The organism is Embleya sp. NPDC059237 (assembly GCF_042754105.1).
In the GTDB taxonomy this organism is placed as follows: Bacteria; Actinomycetota; Actinomycetes; order Streptomycetales; family Streptomycetaceae; genus Embleya.
On record NZ_JBHZAE010000006.1, the window covers coordinates 252,261 to 276,190 of the forward strand.

The 23,930-nt window shown below is 71.6% G+C and carries 21 protein-coding genes; 10 read left to right on the forward strand and 11 right to left on the reverse strand.

Going from position 1 to position 23,930, the window contains the following annotated elements:
- Positions 1-129 precede the first annotated feature (129 nt).
- The 5 genes from ACFXKZ_RS20660 to ACFXKZ_RS20680 form a co-directional block, all read right to left on the reverse strand.
- Positions 130-561 (reverse strand): hypothetical protein, encoded by a 432-nt coding sequence (locus ACFXKZ_RS20660; protein ID WP_380002335.1) that lies wholly within the window; start codon positions 559-561, stop codon positions 130-132.
- A gap of 13 nt (positions 562-574) precedes the next feature.
- On the reverse strand, positions 575-1,255 hold the full coding sequence (locus tag ACFXKZ_RS20665; protein ID WP_380002336.1) for a response regulator: 681 nt from the start codon (positions 1,253-1,255) through the stop codon (positions 575-577).
- Positions 1,252-2,484 (reverse strand): sensor histidine kinase, encoded by a 1,233-nt coding sequence (locus tag ACFXKZ_RS20670; RefSeq protein ID WP_380002337.1) that lies wholly within the window; start codon positions 2,482-2,484, stop codon positions 1,252-1,254. The genes ACFXKZ_RS20665 and ACFXKZ_RS20670 overlap by 4 nt, the downstream gene beginning before the upstream one ends.
- A gap of 5 nt (positions 2,485-2,489) precedes the next feature.
- Positions 2,490-4,703 carry an MMPL family transporter gene (locus tag ACFXKZ_RS20675; RefSeq protein ID WP_380002338.1) on the reverse strand — a complete coding sequence of 738 codons (2,214 nt, stop codon included), beginning with the start codon at positions 4,701-4,703 and terminating at the stop codon, positions 2,490-2,492.
- 97 nt (positions 4,704-4,800) lie between these two features.
- On the reverse strand, positions 4,801-5,208 hold the full coding sequence (locus ACFXKZ_RS20680; RefSeq protein WP_380002339.1) for a RidA family protein: 408 nt from the start codon (positions 5,206-5,208) through the stop codon (positions 4,801-4,803).
- A 431-nt stretch (positions 5,209-5,639) separates the two neighbouring features.
- Between ACFXKZ_RS20680 and ACFXKZ_RS20685 the strand changes: the two genes are divergently transcribed.
- From ACFXKZ_RS20685 to ACFXKZ_RS20710, 6 genes are all read left to right on the forward strand, one after another.
- Positions 5,640-7,157 (forward strand): glycosyl hydrolase family 18 protein, encoded by a 1,518-nt coding sequence (locus ACFXKZ_RS20685; protein ID WP_380002341.1) that lies wholly within the window; start codon positions 5,640-5,642, stop codon positions 7,155-7,157.
- 152 nt (positions 7,158-7,309) lie between these two features.
- On the forward strand, positions 7,310-8,302 hold the full coding sequence (locus tag ACFXKZ_RS20690; RefSeq protein ID WP_380002342.1) for a hypothetical protein: 993 nt from the start codon (positions 7,310-7,312) through the stop codon (positions 8,300-8,302).
- 272 nt (positions 8,303-8,574) lie between these two features.
- On the forward strand, positions 8,575-9,909 hold the full coding sequence (locus ACFXKZ_RS20695) for a hypothetical protein (RefSeq protein WP_380002343.1): 1,335 nt from the start codon (positions 8,575-8,577) through the stop codon (positions 9,907-9,909).
- 77 nt (positions 9,910-9,986) lie between these two features.
- Positions 9,987-11,438, forward strand: coding sequence for a hypothetical protein (locus ACFXKZ_RS20700; protein WP_380002344.1), 1,452 nt, complete (start codon positions 9,987-9,989; stop codon positions 11,436-11,438).
- Positions 11,438-12,718: a CHAT domain-containing protein gene (locus ACFXKZ_RS20705; RefSeq protein WP_380002345.1), complete on the forward strand. Its 1,281-nt coding sequence runs from the start codon at positions 11,438-11,440 to the stop codon at positions 12,716-12,718. Before ACFXKZ_RS20700 ends, ACFXKZ_RS20705 begins: the two co-directional genes overlap by 1 nt.
- A complete protein-coding gene (locus ACFXKZ_RS20710) occupies positions 12,715-14,115 on the forward strand; it encodes a hypothetical protein (RefSeq protein ID WP_380002346.1) in 1,401 nt (466 codons plus the stop codon). The genes ACFXKZ_RS20705 and ACFXKZ_RS20710 overlap by 4 nt, the downstream gene beginning before the upstream one ends.
- Before the next feature lie 8 nt (positions 14,116-14,123).
- On the opposite strand, the gene ACFXKZ_RS20715 is transcribed toward ACFXKZ_RS20710, so the two are convergent.
- Together ACFXKZ_RS20715 and ACFXKZ_RS20720 are read right to left on the reverse strand one after the other, a co-directional pair.
- Positions 14,124-14,492 carry a fic family toxin-antitoxin system, toxin component gene (locus ACFXKZ_RS20715; RefSeq protein WP_380002347.1) on the reverse strand — a complete coding sequence of 123 codons (369 nt, stop codon included), beginning with the start codon at positions 14,490-14,492 and terminating at the stop codon, positions 14,124-14,126.
- Positions 14,493-14,512: 20 nt separating this feature from the next.
- Positions 14,513-14,821 (reverse strand): hypothetical protein, encoded by a 309-nt coding sequence (locus ACFXKZ_RS20720; RefSeq protein WP_380002348.1) that lies wholly within the window; start codon positions 14,819-14,821, stop codon positions 14,513-14,515.
- A gap of 371 nt (positions 14,822-15,192) precedes the next feature.
- On the opposite strand from ACFXKZ_RS20720, the gene ACFXKZ_RS20725 reads away from it, so the two are divergent.
- On the forward strand, positions 15,193-15,822 hold the full coding sequence (locus tag ACFXKZ_RS20725) for an alpha-ketoglutarate-dependent dioxygenase AlkB family protein (RefSeq protein ID WP_380002349.1): 630 nt from the start codon (positions 15,193-15,195) through the stop codon (positions 15,820-15,822).
- A gap of 57 nt (positions 15,823-15,879) precedes the next feature.
- Here ACFXKZ_RS20725 and ACFXKZ_RS20730 read toward each other — a convergent pair whose 3' ends face one another.
- Complete coding sequence (locus ACFXKZ_RS20730) at positions 15,880-17,526, reverse strand: alpha/beta hydrolase (RefSeq protein WP_380002350.1); 1,647 nt, start codon at positions 17,524-17,526, stop codon at positions 15,880-15,882.
- 334 nt (positions 17,527-17,860) lie between these two features.
- Entirely contained in the window at positions 17,861-18,079 is a 219-nt protein-coding gene (locus ACFXKZ_RS20735) for a hypothetical protein (RefSeq protein ID WP_380002351.1), read from the reverse strand.
- Between the two features lie 183 nt (positions 18,080-18,262).
- On the opposite strand from ACFXKZ_RS20735, the gene htpG reads away from it, so the two are divergent.
- On the forward strand, positions 18,263-20,194 hold the full coding sequence (gene htpG / locus ACFXKZ_RS20740; RefSeq protein WP_380002352.1) for a molecular chaperone HtpG: 1,932 nt from the start codon (positions 18,263-18,265) through the stop codon (positions 20,192-20,194).
- 107 nt (positions 20,195-20,301) lie between these two features.
- Here htpG and ACFXKZ_RS20745 read toward each other — a convergent pair whose 3' ends face one another.
- A complete protein-coding gene (locus tag ACFXKZ_RS20745; protein WP_380002353.1) occupies positions 20,302-21,195 on the reverse strand; it encodes an NADP-dependent oxidoreductase in 894 nt (297 codons plus the stop codon).
- A gap of 70 nt (positions 21,196-21,265) precedes the next feature.
- On the opposite strand from ACFXKZ_RS20745, the gene ACFXKZ_RS20750 reads away from it, so the two are divergent.
- Together ACFXKZ_RS20750 and ACFXKZ_RS20755 are read left to right on the forward strand one after the other, a co-directional pair.
- Complete coding sequence (locus ACFXKZ_RS20750) at positions 21,266-21,910, forward strand: TetR/AcrR family transcriptional regulator (RefSeq protein ID WP_380002354.1); 645 nt, start codon at positions 21,266-21,268, stop codon at positions 21,908-21,910.
- Positions 21,911-21,964: 54 nt separating this feature from the next.
- Positions 21,965-22,900, forward strand: a complete 936-nt coding sequence (locus ACFXKZ_RS20755) for a LysR family transcriptional regulator (RefSeq protein WP_380002355.1) — start codon at positions 21,965-21,967, stop codon at positions 22,898-22,900.
- Positions 22,901-22,924: 24 nt separating this feature from the next.
- Here the strand turns inward: ACFXKZ_RS20755 and ACFXKZ_RS20760 are convergent, their stop codons facing one another.
- A complete protein-coding gene (locus tag ACFXKZ_RS20760; protein ID WP_380002356.1) occupies positions 22,925-23,674 on the reverse strand; it encodes a hypothetical protein in 750 nt (249 codons plus the stop codon).
- Between the last annotated feature and the right edge of the window lie 256 nt (positions 23,675-23,930).

Here is a 23,930-nt window from a genome sequence, read left to right on the forward strand (position 1 = left end):
CCGCCGACGCGTGAGCCGGCGGCGTCAGCGTGCCGCGATGAGGTCGATCACGAAGACGAGGGTGACGTTCGGGCGCATCGTGCCGGGTGGGGTCGCGCATCCCGTGCCGCCCGTGCCTGCTCGGCCGCCTCACCACGGCCCGTATCGCGCCACCGCGTCGGACAGCGCCATGCCGTCGACGTACACCGTGGCCGGCCACGGGCTCGGCGCGTCCGGCGCCGCGTCGACCACGGCCGCCGTGAACGCCCCGCTCACCGCCCGGGCCGCCGCCACCTCACGGGCGAACCGCCCCCGGAAGTCCGCATGCTCGGCCAGGTCCGGCCGCACCACCTTGACCGCCACGGCCCGCCCCGACGCCGACCGCCCGAGGTACACCCGGCCCATGCCGCCCTGCCCGAGCCGCCGCTCGATCCGGTAGGGCCCGATCCACGCCGGATCCTCGCCCGTCGGCCCGCTCACACCGTCCCACTCGCGTCCCCTCGCCACGTGCCGCCCCGGCGCCACCCGCCGCCCGCGCCGCGCCTCACCCGACCGGGCCCCGGCCCGGGTGTCCGCGATCATCCCACTCGCGAGCTCATCCGCGCGCCGTGTTCCCGTCGGCGCCCTCACCCCGAGGCAGCAACCCCGTCTCGATCGCGGTGACCACCGCGTGGGTGCGGTCGCTGACGTCGAGTTTGGCGAAGATGCGGAGCAGGTGGGTCTTGACCGTGGCCTCCGCGATCACCAGTCGGGCGCCGATGTCCGCGTTGGACAGCCCGTCCGCCACCGCGTTCAGGACCTGGATCTCGCGGGTGGTGAGCACCACCGGGGCGGGTCGGCGCATCCGGGCGACCAGGCGCTCCGCGACCCTGGGCGCCAGTACGGTCTGGCCCCGGGCCGCCGAGCGGATGGCGTCGACCAGTTGTTCGCGGGTGGCGTCCTTGAGCAGGTAGCCGATGGCGCCGGCCTCGACCGCGCTCTCGATCTCGGCGTCGGTGTCGTAGGTGGTCAGGATCAACACCCGGGTCCGCTTGGGCAGTCCCACGATGCGGGTGGTGGCGGCCACCCCGCCCAGGACCGGCATGCGCAGGTCGAGCAGCGCCACATCCGGTTCGAGCCGCTCGACCAACTCGACCGCGGCCAACCCGTCGCCCGCCTCCCCGACGATCTCGATCGTGGGATCCGCGGCCAGCAGCGCGACCACCCCCGCCCGCATCACCGAGTGGTCGTCGACCACGACGACGCGCAGCGTGTCCCCGCTCGTGTCGCTGCTCATGTCGTGCTCTCCCGCCGGTAGTCGTGCACATCCGCCACATCCGCCCCGGCCGCGCCGTCGACGGGAATCATCGCCAGGATCCGGGTACCGTCCCCGATCGAACTGGTGACCGTCAACTCGCCGCCCAGCTCGGCCAGTCGCCGACGCATCCCGTCCAGGCCGAAGCCTCGGGCCTCGTCCACCACGAACCCCCGCCCGTCGTCGGTGATCTCCAGCTCCACACCATCCGCGACCCGGGTGAGCACCACACCCACCGTGCCGGCGTCCGCGTGTTTGCGGATGTTGGCCAACGACTCCTGCGTACAGCGCAGCAGCGCGATCCGGGTGCGCTGGTCACACTCGACGTCGGGCAGTTCGGCGTCGACCGTGATCCCGGTGTCCTGGGCGAAACGGTCCAGCGTCCGGCGCAGCACCCGGGCCGGCGACCCGGTGACCAGGCCGCTCTGCGGGGCCGCGCCGACCAGTACGCGCGCCTCGGCCAGGTTCTCCCGGGCGGTGCGCTCGATCGACGCCAACTGCCGCGCGCTCGTGTCCGGATCGTTCGCCAGGCCCGAGCGCGCGGCCTCCGCGAGGACCACGATGGACGCGAACCCCTGGGCGAGGGTGTCGTGGATCTCCCGGGCCAGCCGCTCCCGCTCCTCCGCGGCGCCCCGGCGCAGATCGGCGTCGGCCAACCGCTCCCGGGCGCCGGCGAGTTCGCTGTCCAGGGCCCGCACACGAGCCCCGTTCTGCTCGATGTAGCGATGTACCGACAAGCCGACCGGCACGCTCACCGCGTAGGCGATCAGGGTCGCCGTGGTGTTCCCGGTGAGCAGGTCCGGGCTCCAGCCCTGCGGGGCGACGCCGCCGAGCACGGTCCCGGCGGCGGCGACGCCGCTGCGCATGATGGCGGGATAGGGGGCGCGGGCGGCGAACCAGAAGTGCGGAAGGCTCGCCACGTACAACGACGCACCGCCGTCGCGCACGTAGGCCAGCGCGACCAAGCCGACGATCAGCACCGCCGGGAAGGCGCTCGGCCGCAGCACCCGGTTGCCCGGGAACACCCGGACGACCAGGTAGCACAGGCCGAGCAGAACCGGCAGCCCGACCGCCCACAGCCGCCTCGCACCGGAATCGCCCGTCCCGGCCAGGGCCATCGGGCCGAGCCCGAGCAGCACCCAGAACAGGATGTACCAGCGGTGCAGCGTCCACGTCGGGAAACGCTCGGTGGACCGCGGCCGTTCGGACATGACGCTCAGCCTACGTTTTGGACCGGTCGAACCTCGGCTGCGGGGGTGTGCCCCCGGCTCCGGCGCAGCCCGATCGCCGGCCACCAGCTGCGTTCGCCCAGCAGCAGCATGGCGGCGGGCAGGATCATGATCCGGATCACGAACGCGTCCAGGAGCACGGCCACCGCGAGGCTGAAGCCGAACTCCTTCATCTCGATCAGGTGCAGGCCGATGAAACTGGCGAACACCGTGACCATCACGAACGCGGCGCTGGTGACCACGCCCGCCGAGTTGCCGATCCCGTCGAGTACGGCCTGCCGGGTCGACACGCCGCGCTGCACGGCCTCGCGGATCCGACTGATCACGAACACCTGGTAGTCCATGGACAGTCCGAACAGGATCACGAACAGGAACAGCGGCACCCGGGAGCCGATCGAGCCGGTCGAGTCGAAGTCGAGCAGCGCCTCGGCCCAGCTCCCCTGGAAGACCAGGACGAGCAGCCCGAGCGCGGCGCCGGCGGACAGCAGGTTGAGCAGCATGCCGAGCAGGCCCAGGACCACCGATCCGAACGCGATCACGGTGATCACGAAGGTCACCAGGAGCAGTGTCGTGACGATCATCGGCAGCTTGGTCTTCTGGTGTTCGGGATAGTCCGCGTAGCGGGCCACGTCGCCGGTGACCGCCACGTCGACCCCGCGCAGTCGGCCGATCGTGGCCGGTACGTAGTCGTCGCGGACCCGGTCGAGGGAGTCCTGCGCCGTGTCGGTGCCGACGAAGTGCGGTACGCGCAGTTCCAGCATGGTGATCCGGTGGTCGGGCGAGGTGCGCAGTTCGGCGATGCCGGCAAGCGCCGGGTCGGTCTTCGCCCGTACCTCCAGCTCGCGCAGCGCGCCGGCCACCTCGTCGGCCCGGGCGGCGTCGGCGCGGACCACGACCTGGTGCATCGACTTCAGCTCCGGGAACGCCTCGTTCTGCCGGTGCCAGGTGTCCATGGCGGGCAGGTCCCGGGAATAGGTTTCGCGGCCGATGTCGGTCAGTTTCAGGTTCGCGAGCGGGGCGGCCAGGGCCAGCATGGCGAACACGGCGACGGCGAGCGTCGCGGCCGGGCGGGCGGCGGTGACCCGCAGGATGGTCGAGGTGATCCGGCCGGCACCACTGCGCGCGGGCTTCGCGGCGACCGGCTTGCCCCGGCGGGCCGCGCGCTCGGCCTTGGCCGCGGCGCGGCGTTCGGCCCGGGCGCCGAGCTTGACGAGCAGCGCGGGCAGCGCGGTCAGCGAGCCGATCACCGCGACCAGGGTGACCACGATCGCGCCGGTGGCGATGGAGGAGAAGATCACGTCGTCGGCCAGGAACAGCGTCGCGCTGGAGGCGGCGACCGCGAGCCCGGAGACCACGACGGCGTGTCCGGAGGTGGCGGCGGCCAGTTCGACCAGGGCTCGGGAGTCGAGTCGCCCGCCCGAGCGGGCCCGTTCCTCGCGTTCGCGCTTGAGGTAGAAGAGCGCGTAGTCGACGCCGACGGCCAGGCCGATCAGCAGGATGACGTTGGTGCCGACCCCGGCGTCCGGGAAGACGTGCGACGCGATCATCGACAGGCCGACGGCCGCCACGATCGCGGACAGCGCGAGCACCAGCGGCACGGCGGCCATCGCCGCCGAGCGGAACACGATGAACAGCGTGATCAGGGTGATCGGCAGTGCGATCATCTCGGTCTTGGCGAGGTCGTCGCCGCGTTGGCCCTGGACGTCCTTGCTGATCGAGGGGCCGCCGCTCTCCTCGATCCGCAACCTCGGATGTTCCGCCCGCACCTTCGCGGTCTGCGCCAGGAGCGGGTCGACGTGCTTCTTCCCGTCCTGCTCCTCGCCCTTCATGGTGACGTCGACGCGGACGGCCCTGCCATCGGCCGCGCGCACCGGCGCGCCGACCGACGCCACCTCGGGCAATTGCCGCATACGGTCCGCGATCTCGCCGGCCGCGGCGTCCGCCTCCGGGCCCACCCGTTCCGCGCCGGCCTTCGCGGTGATCAGCACCCGCTCCATCGGGCGCTGCTCCAGGCCGCCCTGGGCGGCCAGCGCTTCCCCGCGACCGGCCTCGCCCACCCGATAGTCCTCGCTGGTGGCCGTATTCGTACCGGCGGCGATGCCGGCCCCGAGGCACAACGCGACAAACAGCACCCAGCCGGCGATCGCCCACCAGGGACGCCGAGCACTCCACCCGGCCACTCGAACAGGAAGTTTCGTCATGTCCGAATCCTGTTCGTCGGGCCGGTTGGCTCAACAGCCTCGACCGACGGAACCCGTTGTCCACCGATCGGTGGACAACGGGCCCGGAGAGTGGGGTTCAGTCCAGGATCGCGATGGCCTCGACCTCGACCAGATGGGCGGGAATGTCCAGCGCGGCGACGCCCAGGAGGGTGGCCGGAGCCGCGGGCGTGACCCCCAGCGCGGCGGCGGCGCGGGCGATGCCGTCGAGGAGTCGCGGCATCTTGTCGGGCGTCCAGTCGACGACGTGCACGGTCAACTTCGCGACGTCGTCGAAGGTCGCCCCGACACCGGCCAGGGCGGTGGCGACGTTGCGGTAGCACTGTTCGACCTGGGCGGCGAGATCACCCTCGCCGACCGTGACCCCGTCGGCGTCCCAGGCGACCTGCCCGGCCAGGAAGACCAGCTTCGACCCGGTGCCGACCGACACCTGGCGATACACGTCGATCTCCGGCAGACCGGCGGGGTCGGTGAGAGTGATGGCCATGGTGCTGCCTCCGTAGTGGTCTCCGATGGTTACTCGGGAACCATAGGAGAGCGATCCCCGACCTGGAAGAACGCACTTTTCGGTGCCCGAGGAACCCAAAGGTGACCACGGGAGGGCCGGAATCGCCATCGTCGCCCGAGCCCGGTCCGTCGGGCCCGGCCAGGCGTGTCCGACGAGGTGCCGGCGAGGCGTCGGCAGAGGTGCCCGCGCCCCCGACGGGAGGGGTTGGCGGACATTGCCCGAGCGAGTGGTCGGCCGCCCCGAAACGGGTCCGGCCAGGGGCGGAGCGTCGCGGCTCGCAAAAATGGTCTAGTCCATTTTTGGTCCAGACCATTGACTTCGATACCGCGTGAGCTATCTCATACCGATGCCGCCGAGAGCCACGCGAAGCGACGGCGGTCCGTCCCCTCTCACAGTCTGGACGCACGCACATGCGACTCCTCCGTACGTTACGAGCGGCCGTCGCCGCCACCGTCACCGCCGCCGCGGCGGTGAGCCTCACCGCCTTCGGAGCCGGCCCCGCCCAGGCCGCGACTCCCCTGCCCGCACACGTCTTTGCCCCCTACTTCGAGGCGTGGACCGGGGACAGTCCGGCCGCGCTGTCCGCCCAATCGGGCGCGAAGCACCTGACCATGGCGTTCCTGCAGACCGCCACCTCGGGCTCGTGCACGGCGTACTGGAACGGCGACAGCGGCATGCCGATCGCCCAGTCCACGTTCGGCGCCGACATCAAGACGATCCAGGGCCGGGGCGGGGACGTGATCCCCTCCTTCGGCGGCTACACCGCGGACACCACGAACACCGAGATCGCGGACAGCTGCACCGACGTCAACCAGATCGCCGAGGTGTACAAGAAGGTCATCACGACCTACGACATCTCCCGCCTCGACATGGACATCGAGGTCGACGCGCTCGACAAGACGGCCGGCATCGACCGCCGCAACAAGGCGATCAAGCTGGTCCAGGACTGGGCCGCGGCCAACGGGCGCAAGGTCGAGATCTCCTACACGCTGCCCACCACCACCCACGGCCTCGCCGAGAACAGCGTGGCGCTGCTGCGCAACGCGGTGAGCAACGGCACGCGGGTCGACGTGGTCAACCTGATGACGTTCGACTACTACGACAACGCCACGCACAACATGGCCAACGACACCGAGACGGCCGCGCAGGGCCTGTACAACACCCTCGCGCAGCTCTACCCGGGCAAGACCCCCACGCAGCTCTGGGGCATGATCGGCGTCACCGAGATGCCCGGCATCGACGACTTCGGCGCGGCCGAGACATTCACCCTGGCCAACGCCAACCAGGTGTACAACTGGGCGGTGTCGAAGGGCATCAACACGCTCTCCTTCTGGGCACTGCAACGGGACCGCGGCAACTGCGGGGCCTCCTCCGACAGTTGCTCCGGAATCCCGGGCAACCAGTGGGACTTCAGCCACGTCTTCGCGCCGTTCACCAGCGGCACGACGACCCCGACCAACGACTTCGCGGTACAGACGACGCCCGCCTCCGGAACGGTCGCCGCGGGCAACTCGACCACCAGCACGGTGAACACCTCGGTGACGACGGGTTCGGCGCAGACGGTGAACCTCACCGTCAGCGGCGCCCCCGCCGGCGTCTCGACCTCGCTCAGCCCGACATCGGTGACGGCGGGCGGCAGTTCGACGCTGGCCATCACCACGACGTCGGCGGCCGTCTCGGGTACGTACACCCTGACGGTGACCGGCGTCGGCACGTCCGTCAGCCACTCGGCGACCTACACGCTGACCATCACCGGCGGCAACGGCCACCAGTGCACGGCCCCGCCGTGGGCCTCCGGCACCGTCTACACCGGCGGGCAGCAGGTCTCGTACCAGGGCCACACCTGGAAGGCCAAGTGGTGGACAACCGGCGAGACGCCCGGCACCACCGGCCAGTGGGGCGTCTGGCAGGACCTCGGCGCCTGCTGAGTCCGGCCCGAAACGCCTGAACGCACGGTGTCGCCCGGCGGATTTCCCGCCGGGCGACACCCGCGTGCCCCCATCGAGAAGGTTTCCGCGTGTTCGGCCGAATTCGGGCGCATACTCGACTCCACGGCGGGTGTTCTCGGGGGAGGAACGCGATGCGGGTGCGGCGGGTCGGGACACGGGCGGGACTGGTCACGGTGTGCACGGTGATGGCGTTGTTCGGCGCCACCTCGTGCGGCTACCTGGGATTCGACGAGGACGGCGAACGGAAGACGGGTCTCGACGATCCGGTACTCGGCTACGCCATCGGGCCGATCAAGTTCTCCATCTCGACGCGCGGGAAGATCTCCGTATCGCTCGGGGCGCGCTGGGTCACCCCGGCGGGCACATTCAGCGTCGACGGCGGCGTCGACTACTCGAGGAAGGCGGCGACCGCCGGGAACGAACTCATCGTGGTGATCCGGCATCGCGAGGACGGTCGGGTCAAGGAGGACGTCTTCCGCGTCACCGCCGCGAAGGGGCTCCGGGTGACGCTGCAGGGCAGGGTGGTCCAGGAGTTCTCGCCGGGGCGAGTGCTGCTCGAGGCCGACCCGGACACCACGATCACGATCGATTCCCCGGGCGGCGGCGCAAGCCCGGGCCCGACACCGGACGCCGACGCGAGCGCGAGCGCGAGCGCGCGTGCGAGCACCGGGTCGACCACGAGGCCGTCCGACAGTCCGCTGCCCACCGGCTCCGGGCCGAGCAGGAGCACGAGCCCGCGCCCGACCGCGCAGCCGACCACCCGCCAACTGCCGACCGATTTCGCCGCAAGTTGGTACGGCAGCGCCGTCAGTACCGCCACCTTCATCGTCGGCCTGCGACTCCACGTGGGCAAGGCCGGAACCGTCGTCGGCGAGTCGGACTACCCCGGCAACTGCTCCGGAACCCTGACCCTGGAGACCGAGGACCGCGCCGCCATCCGCGCCGACCGGGTCGTCCTGCGCGAGGACATCGTCCGCAACCCGAAGCAGGGCTGCGCGCGCGGCGGCTGGGTCGTACTGAGCAAGGTCCCGGGGAACAAGCTCAAGTACGACTACTACACCACCTTCCCGACCGGCAACGCCCCGGCCCAGGCCGCCGGCCTCCTGCTCCGCAACACCGGCTGACCCCGCCCGAAACCGCCCCGCAGCCCGCCCGAACGGCCCCGCTCCCCCGGACAACCGGCCCCGGCCCGCCCCCCGCAGTCCCATCCCGGCCGCCCGCCCCACACCACCCCCGCCTGCCCCGGCTCGGGCGGCACCACCCCGCGCCCCCGGACGACCGGCCCCGACCCGCACGGGCCCCGCTTGCCGCGGCTCGGGTGGAGGGGAAGCATGGAAGCAAGATCGCTCCGCACTCGTACGGATGCGTCGTTGTCGCACGGACATGGAGCCGGACGATGTCTGGTCCTTTTCAACAGTTTCCGCTCGAAGGGGGCTCGACGGCGGATCTCTACCTGCTCCGCTACGACCGCGACGGCGGGCTGCGCAGCCCGGTCGCCGAGCAGGAGATCAAGGGCCGGCTCGCCGGGGTGAGCGACGTCTTCCTGTTCTCGCACGGCTGGAACAACGTGTTCGCGCAGGCCCTCGACCGCTATCGCAGCTTCGTCAACGGGTTCATCGAGCAGCGCCGGCAGTTCGCCCTCCCGCTCCCGCCGGACTACAAACCGCTGCTGATCGGCGTCATCTGGCCCTCCACGAGCTTCGTCATGCCCTGGGAGGCGGGCCCCGACATCGCCGCCGAACCGGATCCCGACGGTGCGGAGGCGCGGCAGGTCGAGGAGATGTTCGGCCTGGTCTCCGGCGCCCTGAAGGCCGAATCCGACCCGGAGTTCGTCGAGTTGACGGACGGCCGCACCACGATCGACGTCGACGACGCGCGACGGGCCGCCGAGATCGTGCTCGGCTCGCTGCGCGCCGGGCGCGATCCGGACGACGGCTCACCGCCACCCACCGCCGAGGAATTCCTCGACGTCTGGGCGGCGTTGGACGGCGGCGGAGCCGCGGCCCCGCCCGCCGCCCCGGAGGATTTCGGCGTCGCGCACCCCGCCGCGTCGGGCCTGCAGGTCGCGGGCGGCGGCTTCGATCCGCGCAGCCTGTTGCGTGCCGCGACGGTGTGGACGATGAAGGCCCGTGCGGGTGACGTGGGCGCCAAGGGGGTGGGGCCGCTCGTCGCGCACATCCTGCGCGAGAGCGGCGTGCGACTACATCTGGTCGGCCACTCGTTCGGCGCGAAGGTGGTGTTGTCGGCGCTGGTGGCCGCCGCGCCGACCCGTCCCGCCCGGTCGATGTTGCTGCTCCAGGCGGCCGTCAACCGCTGGTGCCTCGCGGCCGACGTCGCCGGCACCGGCCGCTCCGGCGGCTACCACGCGGCCCTCGACCTGGTGGACCGGCCGCTGGTCACCACGTTCTCCGCGTTCGACGATCCGCTGACCAAATTCTTTCACCTCGCGATGCGCGGCAGTCAACTGGGCGAACCGGGCGTCGCGGCGATCGGCGATCCCGAACTGTACGGCGCACTGGGCGGGTTCGGCCCCGCCGGCGTCGACGCCATCTCCACCCGGCGATCCGCCGCCGTACCCGGCCAGGACCACTACGACCTCGGCGGCGGCCTCCGGGTGATCGCCGTCGACGGCGGGGTCCAGATCGACGGGAAGCCCGCCATCTCCGGCCACGGCGACGTCAGCAATCCGGCGACGTGGTGGGCCATGCACGCCCTGGCCGGACCGGACTGAGGAACCGGATCCGCCGACCCGCCCCGGCCCGAACCGCCGGGAAGGCACGGTTCGCCGCCCGCATCGAAGGAGTCGTGATGTCCGAGGTCTCCGTCGAGAAGTGGCACCTGGCGATGCTTCGGGTGCGGCTCGATCTCGGGCGCGCGTCGCCGACCGCGACGGTCGAACTGCTCGGCTTCCCCCCGGGCGCGACGCCGGCGGGCACGAAGACATACTGGCGGGGCGACTTCGACTACGGCGGGTTCGGGCTCTCGGAAGGTGTCGAACCCCCGCGCGCCCCGACCGTGCCGGACGATCTGGTCGAGGGCGTCGTACGCTGCCTGGGCGCCGAGTTCCCGGCGGATACCGCGCTCTGGTTGCGACTGGTCCCGCCCTACGGCCACCTGGGCGGGGTGCCGTGGGAGGGCGCCTTCGTCGCGGCCACCGGCAGGCCGCTGGTCCGGGTGCCCGATCGCCTGCCACCCGGATCCGATCCGGGGCGGGTATGGACCGTGGCCGTCGCACTGTCCACCGCGCCGGACGCACCGTGGGTGGCCGGATACCTCTCGGCGTTCGTCTCCTCGCTGCGTGCCTGCGTCGCCGGCCGGGTGGACGTACACGTGTTCACCGAGCGGGGCGGCGAACAGGCGTTGCGGGCGCTGTTGTCGACCGGCCGCAACGGCAACCTGATCCACGTCCACGACCCCGACGGCGCACAGCGCTACGCCCGGTCCGGTCCGCCACGGCCCGAGGGCCCGGGTCCGGCCACCGGCCCGCCGCTGTGGGGCAATTGGATCGCCGGCGGCCTCGACGGCAAGGCGGTCCGGGCCCTGCACATCGTCACCGACGGCACGTTCGACGGCATCCGACCGGTGCTTTCGGTCAACCCCGATCCCGCGACGGGCACCGACCGGTCCACCCGCGCGTTCGTCACCGCCGACCGGGTAAGGCGCCTCGCCGACCGCGTCGGGGCGACCGTACTGTCCCTCGGCTCACCGCCGGACAATCCGTGCGACTCGGCGATCCGCATGATGGCCGACCACATCGGCCTGCGCCGGGCCGGGCCGACGATCTACAGTTCGCTGGCGCACGATCCCGCCGGATACGCGTTGGCCCAGGCACACGCGTTCGTCGCCGGCGGCCCGGGCGCGGTCCCGATCCCGCGTGATCCGTCGCTGTTCGTATACCTCCAGCCCGAGTTCGTCGGCGCCGCGCTCCGGGACGCGTGGCCCGATCCGGAGTCGCCCGGGATGTCCTGGCTCAGCGGGCGGGCGCCGATCGCGAATTCGACGAGCAGCACCGAGATCCTGCCCGATGCCCTCGGCATGGCCGGCGGCGACGAGATCACCGCGCGCTACGCGAACGCCGACTCCGTGCCGATGTGGGTCGCCTCGTCCACGCGCTACATCGAGAACCAGGTGGCCTCCCTGGTCCGCACCGCCGGCGTCCCCGGCGAGACCCCGGCCGCCAAACAGGCATACGACCTGGGAGTCGGCCAGGCCATCGCCGAGTTGCGCGCGCTTGTCGACGAACGTATCCGGGAGACCTGATGCGCACCGTGCTCGGCTTCGAACCGCTGGGGGACGAGCGCACCGTGCTCAAACTGCGCGAGGCGCCCGCCAACATCCCCGGCCTCGGCTCCAACCGGGTCACCGACGTCTCCGATCCCGGCGGCACCGTCTCCAGCCGGGGCGAGGCGCTGCTGAAACGGCTGTGCCGGCATCCCGCGGTCGGTCAGGGCCTGAGCGCCGCCCTCGCCCAACCGCCCGCCGCCGGACCGACGCCGCTGTACCTGCACATGGTCTCGAACCTGGCCGACCAGCTGCCGTGGGAGCAACTGCGCTCCGCCGCCCAGGGGTTCATCGCGCTCGACGCGCGCTGGCCGATCGTGCGTATCGCCGCCATCCGCAGCCCCGTCGATCGCCGCACGTTCACTCCGCCGCTGCGCATCGTCGCCGTCCTGTCCGCGGCGGGGCGCACCGGCGCATCCCAACTGGAGGCGCTGCTCGCGGCCTGCGCACTGCCCGACGCGCGGGCGCTGGACACCCGGCTGCACGTGATCAGCGCCGAGCGGGCCGTGCTCGACCGCGTCGCGGCGGCCGGGCGCCCCGACGTCACCGCCGACGTACTCCCCGGCACCGCCCCGGAGTTGGCCAAGCGGATCACCGCGGCCAAGCCGCACCTCGTGCACCTGCTCTGTCACGGCGGCGCGGCCGGTGGTGTACGAACGCTGGCCTTCGCCCACACCGCCGACTTCGACGCGGGGGAGCCCGTCGGCTCGGTGCAGTTGAAACTGCCGGACCTGGTGGTCGCGTTGATCCCGTGCGCGCCGTGGCTGGTGGTCCTGGGCGCGTGTCAGACGGCGCAGACCTCCGACACCCTCTCGCTCGCCCACGACCTCGTCTCGCAGGGGCTGCCGGCGGTCGCGGGCATGCGCCGGCTGATCGACCTGAACGACACGGACCGGTTCTGCGCGGCGCTGTACCCGGAGGTGCTCGCCACCGTGCGCGGCACGCTGAAGGATCCGGGCGAGCACGAGATCGACTGGGCGGCCACCTTCACCGCCCCGCGCCAGGCGCTGGCCCGGGACGATCCGGCCCAGACCGACGCGTGGTCGGACCCGGTGCTCTACCTCCAGGACGACCCACTGCGGATCGCGGCGAGTTCGGCCGCGGACTCGTCCGAGCTGGCGAACCTCCAGGGACGGCTGGACACGCACGAACGTTTCCGGGCGACCCTGGATCCGGTCACCACCGATCCGGCGCTGTTGGCGCAGGTGGACGCGTTGATCGCGGACCTGCGGGCACGTTTGGCGGAGGCGGGCCGATGACGCTGCCGGCGGACATCCAGCTCGACGCCTGGACCGGGGATGAGGTCGCCCAGGCCACGATCGACGACGGCGCGGCGTCGTGGGGCGCCGGGAGGGGCGGCATGCCGCGCTCCCAGGCAGTGCTCCCGTTCGCGGCCCCGGCCGATCCGCGGGATTGGCGTTCGGCCGACGTCGGCTATGGAATCCTGCTGCCGGACAGTACCGATCCGCAGGTGTCCGACGCGGCGAAGGCGGCCGGCGAGGACGCGGCCGAACCGGTCCGCGAGTTGTTGGCGGCGCGGCCGGGCACCGTGGTGCTGCGCTGGAGCCCGGATCTGCCCGACCATCTGCTGCGCCGGTACTTCGCCGCCGACCCGCCCCAGGAACCGGCCATCGGGCTCTCGGAGTTCGGGACCGGGCGGGGTCGGCTCCCGAAGTACGTGGCGATCATCGGCGGCCCGGACGTGATCCCGTGGTCCGTGCAGTACACGCTGGGCACCAGGCATCTGGTCGGGCGCATCCCCCTGGCCGGGGATGCGCTCGCCCACTACGTCCGGGCGCTGCTCACGGATTGGGCCGGCGCCGAGGCGCGGACCGACCGGGCGGTGACCTGGACGGTGGACCACGGCCCGCTGGACATCACGGCGTTGATGCGCGCGGTGATCGCCGCCCCGCTGGCGGCCCGGCTCACCCCGCCCCCGCTGGCCGGGTTCCGCGACGTGACCGCGGCCGAAGCGACCGGCGACGCGCTGATGGGCGCCCTCGCCGAGCTGCGCCCGGGGCTGCTGGCCACCTCCAGCCACGGCCGCACCGGTCCGCTCGGCGATCCCGCCGGGATGCGTGCGATGCTCGGGTTGCCGGTGGACGGCACGCACACCACCGTGGCGCTGCGCACGTTGTGCAACGGCATTCCGGGCGGGTGTGTGTGGTACGCCCAGGCGTGCTGCTCGGCCGGCGCGGCCGGTGAGAGCTTCTACGCCGGGCTGCTTCCGGTCGGCAGCTCCGCGCTCGGTACGGTCGAGGCGGTCGCGGGGTTGGGCACAATGGTGGCGCCGGCGCCGCTGGAACTGCTGGGCCGCGAACAGCCGGTGCGGGCCGTACTCGGGCACGTCGAGCCGACGTTCAGCTGGACCCTGCGCGTCGACGACACCGGCCAGGGCCTCGGCGGTCGCCTGGTCTCCGCGCTGTCCAGCCGGCTGTACGCGGGCGAGCCACTGGGCCTGACCCTGGCCGAATACCGCGCCGACGTCGGCGAGTTGCACACCCGCTGGGCCCGCCTGCGCGACACCTTGGCCAACGGCGACACCTCGGTCCGCGAAACCCTCACCCGACTCCGCGTAGCAGCCCTCGACCGCCAAAGCCTGGTCCTCCTCGGCGACCCCACGATCGCCCTACCACCCCTGACCACCACCGGGTGACACCCGGTTCAGGAAGGCGTGGTCGTCGTCCAGTCCCGCAGGCGGCGGGCTATGTGGCGGATGCCGATCGTATTGTGGGTGGCTTCGTTCACCAGGACGACAGCTTCCTTCGGCGGGTAGTCGAGCTGATGGCCGCACAGGAAGAGAAAGGCTTCGGTGGCGTGCCACGCGAATGCTTCGTTGGAGTGTTCGAGGCAAGGCAGTCGAACCAGGGTCTGCAGGAGCGCGGCAGCCTTCAGGTGGTCGGACCCATAGACGTCGCGGTCCATCGCATGGGCCTGGACGCGGCCGATTGCGGCATACAGTGGGCCGAGGTCATCAACCTGGGGGTCACCGGGCAGCAGTTCGGCGACGTGCAGCAGGAACGCGACATCCATGTGCGGTCGTTGCGGGTCACTCACGCGGCGTGGCCCCGCTTGGGCGCGGCGGACTCGGACTCCAACTCGGCTGCGGCCTGACGTTCCGCGGCTCGGTATTCCGGCGTGGGGTCGGCATCGCCGGCCGCAGCGGCAAACGCTTCACCGCTGCGGGCCATCGACGCGCGGAAAGCGTCAATGAAGCGGTTTTCGAGGGCAGTTGCCCGCGCATAGGCGGCACCCAGGATGTACTCCTGCATGCTGACCCCCTCGGCCTTGGCGGCTGCGGCGATCGCGGCTCGCTGTGCCGGGTCCGGAAAGCGGAGGTTTATGGCTTTCGGATCACTCATGCCCCCGATGGTACCACTGGGGCCACCACCACGGCAGGTCGCCGCGCGAAGTCGCCGAGCCCCGGGCGACCGGCCCGACGACGCTCCGTACCTCAGCTTGCGGAGCCGCCATCCCGAAGGGTCGTCATGGACACCGGTTCGCCCCCGCCCACCGACCTACGGCCCCCGACCCGGCCCCAGCCCCGGCCCCGCGAGCAATCTGCTCCTGCGTACCAGGCACTTCTTCCGCCCGTACGTCGTCCACCGCAGTCACGACACAGGGCCACCGGGCGGCACGGAACCCCGGCCCCGGTGGGAAGCGGCCGAACTGTAGCGGGGCCACGCCTCCCCTGTTCGAACAGACGTTCGGATCGATGGGGTATCGTGGTGGAATGTCCGGCTCACTCCAGGGTTCGCTCTTCGACCAGGGCGACGTCGTCCACGTCGGCCCGCCATGCGGGCTGCGCCGCACCGTGTTGGGCCGCGGCGCGTGGATCGACGAGTTGCCCGGGTGGGTGGCGGGCGCCGACACGCTGTTCACCGCGCTCGCCGAGACGGTTCCCTGGCGGGCCGAACGGCGGCTGATGTACGAACGGGTCGTCGACGTCCCCCGGCTGCTCGCCCACTACCGCGCCGCCGACCCGCTGCCGCACCCCGCCCTCGCCGAGGCGCGCGACCGGCTCTCCGAGCACTACGCGGCGGAGCTGGGCGAGCCGTTCGTCAGCGTCGGCCTGTGCCTGTACCGCGACGGCCGGGACAGCGTCGCCTGGCACGGCGACCGCGACGGCCGCGGCGCGCACGCCGACACGATGGTCGCGATCGCGTCCGTCGGCGCGCCGCGCGATCTGCTGCTTCGGCCGCGCGGCGGCGGCGAGCCGGTGCTGCGCCGCCCGCTCGGACACGGCGACCTGATCGTGATGGGCGGCTCCTGCCAACGCGCCTGGGAGCACGCGATCCCCAAGACGACCAGGGCGACGGGACCGCGCATCAGCATCCAGTTCCGCCCACGCGGCGTCGGCTGATCGGGTCGCGGCACAGTGCCCCGCCGGCCTCGGGTCGACGGGGCACTCGGTTCTCGGCTACTTGACGCAGGTGCCGTCGGTCCTCGGCAGTCGGCCCGTGGCCAGGTAGTCGTTGACCCGGTCGTCCACGCAGGAGTTGCCGTAGAGCCCGTAGACCGCGTGCCGGTTGGCTCCCTGGAGGGTGAGCAGCCGGGAACTCGGCAACAACGTGTGCAGCGCCACACTGCCGGTGTACGGGGTCCGCGGGTCACCGTCGGCGGCCACGATCAGCATCGGCACGTCCCGCCGTACCCGCACCGGGTCCTCGCGCGGCGCGTCCCAGAAGGCGCACGGCACGATGTTGTTGGTGAACGGGCCGTACAGCGGGTGCGCGGCGCGGGACGCCTCGACGTCGCGCCAGTACACCTCGGGATCGCGCGGCGCGGCCACGTCCCCGCACAGGATGGCGGTCTGGGCGCCCGTGGGTCCGTTGCCGCCGGTCAGGAACATCCGCAGTTTCCCCGCGAAGTCCGGCGACACCGGCGCCGGTTGCCCCGCCGCGGCCCTGGCCAGGGTGGCCACCTCGGCGGCGAACACCGTCCGCGCCGCGTCGGTGTCGTCCGCGTTCTCCATCAGCAACACGAGCCCGACCCGGCTGTCGTCCAGCCGGAAGACTTCCGGGGCGGTACCGACGACGAGCGGGTCGCGCGCCGACGCCTCCTGGACGCGGGTCACCGTGGCCAGCACCTCGGCGCGGGTGCGGCCGAGGTGGTAGGTGTCGTCCCGAAGCGCGGTCCAGGCCGCCCAGTCGGAGAGCGCCCGATCGTTCTCGCCCTCGCTGCCGCGCAACGCCCGGGGGCCGTAGTGGCGCGGGTCGAGCGCGCCGTCCAGGACGACGCGGTCGACGCGGCCGGGGAACATCTGGGTGTAGGCCGTGCCGAGATAGGTGCCGTACGAATAGCCGAAGTAGGACACGCGCCGCTCGCCGAGCGCGGCCCGCACGACGTCCATGTCGCGGGCGGTGTTGCGGGTGCTGATGTACGGCAGTACCGCCGCGTTGGTCGCCCGGCACCGGTCGGCCAGATCCTTCTGCAGCGCGACCTGACGATCGAAGCTCGCCCGACTCAGGCCGGCCGAGAAGAGGTTGGTGCCGACCGGCCATCCGCAATCCAGCGGCGTACTGCGGCCGACGAAGCGCGGATCCATGCCGATCAGGTCGTAGCGCGCGCCGACCTCCTTCATCGCGCTACGCAAATCCAGGGTCATGTCGAGGCCCGCGCCGCCGGGGCCGCCCGGGTTGGTCAGCATCGTGCCGATCCGGTGCCGGGTGTCGGTGGCCCGGATCCGCGAGATCGCGACGGTGATCGTCCGGCCCCGGGGGTTGGCGTAGTCGAGCGGGACGGTCACGTCGGCGCAGCGGGCGCCGCCGCGTTCGAGCCCTTGGCCCACGGCGTCGTCCGGGCCCAGGACACAACTGCGCCAGTCGAGCCGTTGGTGGTGGTAACGCTCCAGCGCGGCAACGGAGTTCGCCGCACCGTCGGTGTCGTCGACCTCGGCCGCCGACGCCGTCGCGGATATCGCGCCCAGACACGCGGCGAGGGCCAGGCCCACCGCCAGGACTCGGCGCGCGGGACGGGCGCGCCGATGGGGAGTTCCCGCCGTCGCCGTCGCGGTCGCCGCGTCGGGGTGGTGTTCACTCGTTCGGTGCGCCGACGTTATCGTCATGCTCGTCTCCGGAGTCAGATCCGCAGACGTACCCGAACACCCGCCCCCGCCACGGTTGTCGGCGCACTGTCGAGGCGACGCGTCGCCGCGTGTCGACCCGCGTCCCGGCGCGGAACGGATCGACGTGCGGCGGCACGGGCGGCGGCAGAGTCCGCAATCCGGCGGGGCGGGTGGGGGGACGCGCGGATGCCTCGTATGAACGAGCACGACCCTACGAACGTGTCCAGGGTCGGACATTGGCCGACCGCACGACGAGCGGTCTCCCGCTTCGTGGGCCCGGCCAATCCTGCCTGCGCGTGTCGCCCCCTACAATCGCCGGTCGCCGACCGGCGGTTCAGCCGCCCAGGGCGTTTTCCCGGTCCGGGTGCACACACTCGATGCGGTAGTCGCCGTTCTCCGGGTCGACGACGCCGTGGGTTTCGCTATGGAAGCCGGGGAAGTGCCGGTCGAACGCCTCCAGGGCGCCGAGGTAGCGCAGGAGCGGGCCGTCGGCGGCGCCGATTGCGCGCCACGAACCCGCCATCACCGTTTCGAGGCTCACCCAAACGGTCATGCGAAAGCTCCCGAAAGCTCCCCGAGCCCCCCTTTCGAGGGAAAACACGGTCGGGCAGGCACGGCGGTGACGTAGACCCACCCGGGGGACGCGCGTCGTGTGGACGGGTCCGCGCGCTCCGCCATATCGTGTCGTGGCTGAGACCACGCCGATCTGACGACAGCGAGATAAGGAGACCCCACAGTGGGCACGGGTGGCAGTGTCGAGACGTTGGAATTCCAGGCCGAGACCCGGCAGTTGCTCCAGTTGGTGATCCATTCGATCTATTCCAACAAGGACATCTTCCTGCGTGAGCTGATCTCCAACGCCTCCGACGCTCTGGACAAGCTGCGACTGGAGTCGCTGATCGACTCCGACCTCGAGGTCGATACGTCCGACCTGCACATCGCCTTGGCCGTCGACAAGGACGCCCGCACGCTGACCGTGCGCGACAACGGCATCGGCATGAGCCGGGACGACCTCGTGGAACTGATCGGCACGATCGCCAAGTCCGGCACCGCCGGTCTGCTGGAGAAGCTCAAGGAAGCCAAGGAGACCCAGGACGGCGCCGCGGCGCAGAACCTGATCGGACAGTTCGGCGTCGGCTTCTACTCGGCGTTCATGGTCGCCGACAAGGTCACCCTGCGCACCCGGCGTGCGGGCACCGACTCGGGCACCGCGTGGGAGTCCGACGGCGAGGGCACCTACGAGATCCGGGCCGTCGACGACCTGCCCGTGGGCACCTCGGTCACCCTGCACCTGAAGGCCGCCGACAACGAGGACGGGCTGGCCGACTACCTGTCCGAGTGGAAGATCCGGCAGATCGTCAAGCAGTACTCGGACTTCATCCGCTGGCCGATCCGGATGGCGACGGAGCGGACCGACGCCGACGGCGTCACCACGCACGGCGTCGACACGCTCAACTCGATGAAGGCGCTGTGGGCCCGGCCGCGCAGCGAGGTGACCGAGGCCGAATACGCCGAGTTCTACAAGCAGATCAGCCACGACGGGCTCGACCCGGCCGAGACGATCCACATGCGCGCCGAGGGCAACTTCGAGTACGAGGCGCTGCTGTTCATCCCGTCGCAGGCCCCGTTCGACCTGTTCTCGCGCGAGACGAAGCGCGGCGTACAGCTGTACGTCAAGCGGGTGTTCATCATGGACGACTGCGAAGCGCTGATGCCGAACTATCTGCGCTTCGTCAAGGGTGTCGTGGACGCGCACGACCTGTCGCTGAACATCTCCCGCGAGATCCTGCAGCACGACCGGCAGATCCGTGGGGTGCGCCGGCGCCTGGTGAAGAAGGTCCTCGGCGCGATCAAGGACATGCAGGCCAAGGACGGCGAGCGCTACACGAAGTTGTGGGCGCAGTTCGGCCGGGCGCTGAAGGAGGGCCTGCTCGAGGACACCGACAACACCGAGGCGCTGCTGGAGCTGGTGTCGGCCGCCTCCACGCACGACCCGGAGAAGACGACCACGCTGCGCGAGTACGTCGAGCGCATGAAGGACGGTCAGGACGCGATCTACTACCTGACCGGCGAGACCCGGGCGATGGTGGAGAACTCCCCGCACATGGAGGCGTTCGCCGCCAAGGGGTACGAGGTACTGATCCTCACCGACCCGGTCGACGAGGTCTGGGTCGACCAGGTCCCGGCGTTCGCCGGCCACGCGCTGCAGTCCATCGCCAAGGGGCAGGTCGACCTCGACGAGCCCGCCGGCGGCGACGGCGAGGCCGAGTCGGACAAGGCCAAGCGCGAGGAGGACTTCGCCGCCCTGCTCCCCTGGCTGACCACGACGCTGTCGGAGCAGGTGAAGCAGGTACGCCTGTCGTCCCGGCTGACCACGTCGGCGGCCTGCATCGTCGGCGACGCGCACGACATGACGCCGACCCTGGAGAAGATGTACCGGGCGATGGGCCAGGAGATGCCCCCGGTCAAGCGCATCCTGGAACTCAACCCGACGCACCCGTTGATCACCGCCCTGCGCGCGGCCCACGCGACGAACGCGGAGGATCCGGCACTCGCCGAAATCGTCGAACTCGTCTACGGCGGCGCCCTGCTCGCCGAAGGCGGCGACCTCCCCGACCCGGCCCGCTTCACCCGCCTCCTGACCAACCACCTGGCCAGGGGCCTGTAACCCACCCGGGGGTGGGGGGGGGGGGGGGGCCCCCGCGCCGCCCCCGGCGCGCGCCCCCCCCCCACCCCCGCCCACCCGATCGTGGCGAGCGGGAGCGGGGCGGGGCCTCAGACGAGGATGACTCGGCGCCCGCGGGTGTGGCCTGCCTGGCTGTCGACGTGTGCCGCCGCGGCCTCGGCGAGGGTGTACGACTTCTCGATCGGGATGTGCAGCCTTCCCCGGGCGATGAGGTCGGCGGCCTCGGCGAGCGCGTCGGGCACGCTTCCGGCCGTGCCGGAGAAGCGCACTCCGAGGTCCGGCGCGCCGAGGTCGGCGATGGAGATCACCCTGCCCGGATCCCCGGTCAGCTCGACGAGTTCGCGGATCACTCCCGAGCCGGCCAGATCGAGCGCCGCGTCGACCCGGCCGAGCCCGCGCACCCGCTCGACCCAGCCCTCGCCGTACGTCGTGGCGACCGCGCCCAGGCCGCGCAGATAGTCCTGGTTCGCGGCACTGCCCGTACCGATCACCGCGATGCCACGATCGCGGGCGATCTGCAACACCGCCGACCCCACTCCCCCCGACGCACCGCTGACCAACAGCGTCTGCCCGGCTTCCACACCGACCTCACGGATGATGCGCAGCGCGGTCTCCACCACGGACGGGTAGCCGGCCGCCTCCTCGAAGCTCAGCCCCTCGGGCATCCGGGTCCAAGCCGACATCACGGCGAACTCGGCGTAGGTGTCCCACCCTTCGCCGAACACATGGTCGCCGATCTCGACTCCCTCGACGCCTTCGCCGACCTCGTCCACCACCCCGGCGGCGTCCAGCCCCACTCCGGCGGGCAGCTCGATCGGATGGGCCGACAGTTTCTGGCCTTCCCGGATCCTCCAATCGACGGGGTTCACCCCCGCCGCCCGCACGGCGATGCGTATCCGGCCGGGGCCCGCGTGGGGCTCCTCGGCGTCCAGCAGGTGCAAAACATCGGGGCCGCCGAACTCGGCGAAGCTCACTTTCTTCATGCCGTGGACCGTAGCACTAACGGTTAGTGTTTTGAAACTGTTGCAGTCTCATACCTGATAGCATCGGCGCATGACCGAGCCAGTCGGCCGCCGCGAGCGCAAGAAGGCCGCGACCCGCCGGAATATCGCCGACACCGCCCTGCGGCTCTTCCTGGAGCGCGGATACGACGCGGTGGGCATCCGTGACGTGGCCGCCGAGGCCGACGTGGCCGTCACCACGCTCTTCTCGCACTTCGCCTCGAAGGAGGCCCTGGTGTTCGAGCGGGACGAGGACTTCGAACAACGCCTCACCCGGGCGGTCGGCGACCGGGAGCCGCACGAGCCGATCGTCCCCGCGTTGCGGCGCGAGATGCGGGCCATGGTGCGCCATTGCGCATCGGAGGGCGCCGCCCCGACCTGGCACATGATCGACACGACGCCCGCGCTGCGCGAATACGAGGAGTCGATGCGACTGCGTCACGCCGAATCGCTGGCAGCGGCCATCGCCGCCGACCTCGACCTGCCCCCGGGCACCACGGCCTGCCGGACGATCGCCAGGTTCGTGACCGACGCCCATTCGCTGGCCCGCGAGGCGGCCGATCCGGACGCTGCGGTGGATGAGATCTTCCGGATGATCGAGGCGGCCTGGGAGGTCACCTTCCCGGTGGCGTCTCACTCCGCGTACAACCGATCGGCGACCGCAAGCACCACCACAGGCGGCACACCCGGGGTTTGAACAACCGTCGGACCGCCGCACCACAACCAATGGTTGTGCCCATAGGGTGTCCGCATGGACCTCGACGCCGTCCGGACCTTCGTCGCCGCCACCGAGGCGGGGCAGTTCCAAGAGGCCGCCACCGAGCTGGCGGTCACCCAGCAGGCCGTCTCCAAGCGCATCGCCGCGCTGGAGCGCACCCTCGGCGTACGACTGTTCACCCGCACCCCGCGCGGCGCCGAACTCACCATCGACGGACAGGCGTTCCTGCCCCACGCCCGGGAGCTGCTGCGCGTCGCCGAGCGGGCCGTCGAGTCCGTACGCATCGGCCGCCGCCCGCTGCGCGTGGACGTGCTCAGCTCACGCGGCGCGGCGTCGGGCCTGCTTCGCGGCTTCCATCGGGCACACCCCGAGGTCGAGCTCGACGTGGTGATGTTGTTCGGCATCGACACGGCCATCGCCGCCATCCGGTCCGGCGCGATCGACGCGTCCTTCCGCGCCGTCACCATGCCGGGCCGGCCGCTCCCCGACGACATCGAGTCCGCCCGGGTGCTCGACGAGCCGCTCCAACTCCTCACCGGCCCCGCACACGTGCTGGCCGGCGCCCGCTCGGTGCCCCTGGCCGGGCTCGCCGGGCATCGGATCTGGATGCCCGGCATCGTCCCCGGCACCGAGTGGGCGGCCTATTACGACGACCTCGTCGCCGAGTTCGGGCTCACCATCGAGGCGACCGGCCCCAACTTCGGCGCCGACGCACTCCTGGACACCGTCGCGGACACCCCCGCCCTGGCCACCTTCATGGGCGGGGACACCCGCCTGGTCTGGCCCACCGACCACGGCCTGCGTCGCATCCCGGTGACCGACCCGATGCCCGTCTACCCCCACTCACTCCTGTGGCAGCGCGGCAACCCCCACCCTGCGCTGGCGACCCTGCGCACCCACCTCGCCGACACGGCCACCGCACCCGACGCGCCGGGAACCTGGACCCCCGACTGGGCGCGCCCGCGCTGAACCCGCAGACCGGCGCACCCGGCCTCAGACGCGTTGCCCGGGCGCGAGTTCGACGATGCGGTCCGGATCGGGGCGGCGGGCGACGACCGGCTGATCGAAGTCGAGCCAGTCGAGCGTGATGCCCGTATCCGCCCCCTCCCCCACGGTCATCCGGGCCGGGAGCGCGATCCCCTCGGCGGGGATGTACAGCAGCATGTCGCCCAAGGTGTCGTCGTGCCCCCCGAGCACGATCATCCGCCGGCCGTCCACCTCGGCGTCGCGATGCCGCTCACCGTCGCGGACGGCCTCGGCGAGCTCGCGCATATCGGCGAGGTCCTTGATCCGGTCCGGTTCGGTGACGAGCGGGCTGTCCGAGGGCAGCCGTACGTACTTGTCCGTCAGTCGCTCGGCCAGTTCCCGGTTTGTCCGGCTCCAGGTCCCGGCGTCCCCCTTGAGGTACACCTCGGAGCCGGTCCCGACCACATCGAACACCCCGACGCCGACCTCCTCGACGGTCGCGGTGAAGGCCTTCGAACCGAGGTCGATCCGCATGTCCATACGCACCGTGCGCGCCTTCACCCGGATCACACCCCGCAGATGCACGGTCCGCACCCGCATCGCGGCGAGCGAAACGCGCGTGTACAACACCCGATCACTGAGCGTCGAGTTGTCGCCTGCGACATCGCTCGCCGTCTCGTCCGGCGAACTCCCCGATGGATCCGGGGTTTCCGCACATCCCGCGACCAACATCAACACGATCCCCGCGGCCCCCACCGCGTTCCGCACCGACCTCATCCGCACACGCTTGAACAACTGACTCCCCATCACCCACGGCCCCACCGGCGCCAACTGCCGTACATCATCCCGGGATCCCAATCCGGGCTCCCCGCCGGGGTCCAACGGCCGCGTCGGCGGCCCTGTGCCCGGCCCGGCGCCTCGATCGGCCTGCCGCACAGACGAGTTCGTACCAAGCACCGGCACCCGCCGTCGTGGTCACGGTTACCGAATATTCACACCACGTAGGGTCCCGGCGGCCCCTCGGGGTCCGGCA

Excerpts from the sequence above, each read along its gene's own strand:
- ACFXKZ_RS20660 (WP_380002335.1), bottom strand. The coding sequence starts at position 561 with ATGATCGCGGACACCCGGGCCGGGGCCCGGTCGGGTGAGGCGCGGCGC.
- ACFXKZ_RS20665 (WP_380002336.1), bottom strand. The coding sequence starts at position 1,255 with ATGAGCAGCGACACGAGCGGGGACACGCTGCGCGTCGTCGTGGTCGAC.
- ACFXKZ_RS20670 (WP_380002337.1), bottom strand. The coding sequence starts at position 2,484 with ATGTCCGAACGGCCGCGGTCCACCGAGCGTTTCCCGACGTGGACGCTG.
- ACFXKZ_RS20675 (WP_380002338.1), bottom strand. The coding sequence starts at position 4,703 with ATGACGAAACTTCCTGTTCGAGTGGCCGGGTGGAGTGCTCGGCGTCCC.
- ACFXKZ_RS20680 (WP_380002339.1), bottom strand. The coding sequence starts at position 5,208 with ATGGCCATCACTCTCACCGACCCCGCCGGTCTGCCGGAGATCGACGTG.
- ACFXKZ_RS20685 (WP_380002341.1), top strand. The coding sequence starts at position 5,640 with ATGCGACTCCTCCGTACGTTACGAGCGGCCGTCGCCGCCACCGTCACC.
- ACFXKZ_RS20690 (WP_380002342.1), top strand. The coding sequence starts at position 7,310 with ATGCGGGTGCGGCGGGTCGGGACACGGGCGGGACTGGTCACGGTGTGC.
- ACFXKZ_RS20695 (WP_380002343.1), top strand. The coding sequence starts at position 8,575 with ATGTCTGGTCCTTTTCAACAGTTTCCGCTCGAAGGGGGCTCGACGGCG.
- ACFXKZ_RS20700 (WP_380002344.1), top strand. The coding sequence starts at position 9,987 with ATGTCCGAGGTCTCCGTCGAGAAGTGGCACCTGGCGATGCTTCGGGTG.
- ACFXKZ_RS20705 (WP_380002345.1), top strand. The coding sequence starts at position 11,438 with ATGCGCACCGTGCTCGGCTTCGAACCGCTGGGGGACGAGCGCACCGTG.
- ACFXKZ_RS20710 (WP_380002346.1), top strand. The coding sequence starts at position 12,715 with ATGACGCTGCCGGCGGACATCCAGCTCGACGCCTGGACCGGGGATGAG.
- ACFXKZ_RS20715 (WP_380002347.1), bottom strand. The coding sequence starts at position 14,492 with ATGGATGTCGCGTTCCTGCTGCACGTCGCCGAACTGCTGCCCGGTGAC.
- ACFXKZ_RS20720 (WP_380002348.1), bottom strand. The coding sequence starts at position 14,821 with ATGAGTGATCCGAAAGCCATAAACCTCCGCTTTCCGGACCCGGCACAG.
- ACFXKZ_RS20725 (WP_380002349.1), top strand. The coding sequence starts at position 15,193 with ATGTCCGGCTCACTCCAGGGTTCGCTCTTCGACCAGGGCGACGTCGTC.
- ACFXKZ_RS20730 (WP_380002350.1), bottom strand. The coding sequence starts at position 17,526 with ATGACGATAACGTCGGCGCACCGAACGAGTGAACACCACCCCGACGCG.
- ACFXKZ_RS20735 (WP_380002351.1), bottom strand. The coding sequence starts at position 18,079 with ATGACCGTTTGGGTGAGCCTCGAAACGGTGATGGCGGGTTCGTGGCGC.
- ACFXKZ_RS20745 (WP_380002353.1), bottom strand. The coding sequence starts at position 21,195 with ATGAAGAAAGTGAGCTTCGCCGAGTTCGGCGGCCCCGATGTTTTGCAC.
- ACFXKZ_RS20750 (WP_380002354.1), top strand. The coding sequence starts at position 21,266 with ATGACCGAGCCAGTCGGCCGCCGCGAGCGCAAGAAGGCCGCGACCCGC.
- ACFXKZ_RS20755 (WP_380002355.1), top strand. The coding sequence starts at position 21,965 with ATGGACCTCGACGCCGTCCGGACCTTCGTCGCCGCCACCGAGGCGGGG.
- ACFXKZ_RS20760 (WP_380002356.1), bottom strand. The coding sequence starts at position 23,674 with ATGAGGTCGGTGCGGAACGCGGTGGGGGCCGCGGGGATCGTGTTGATG.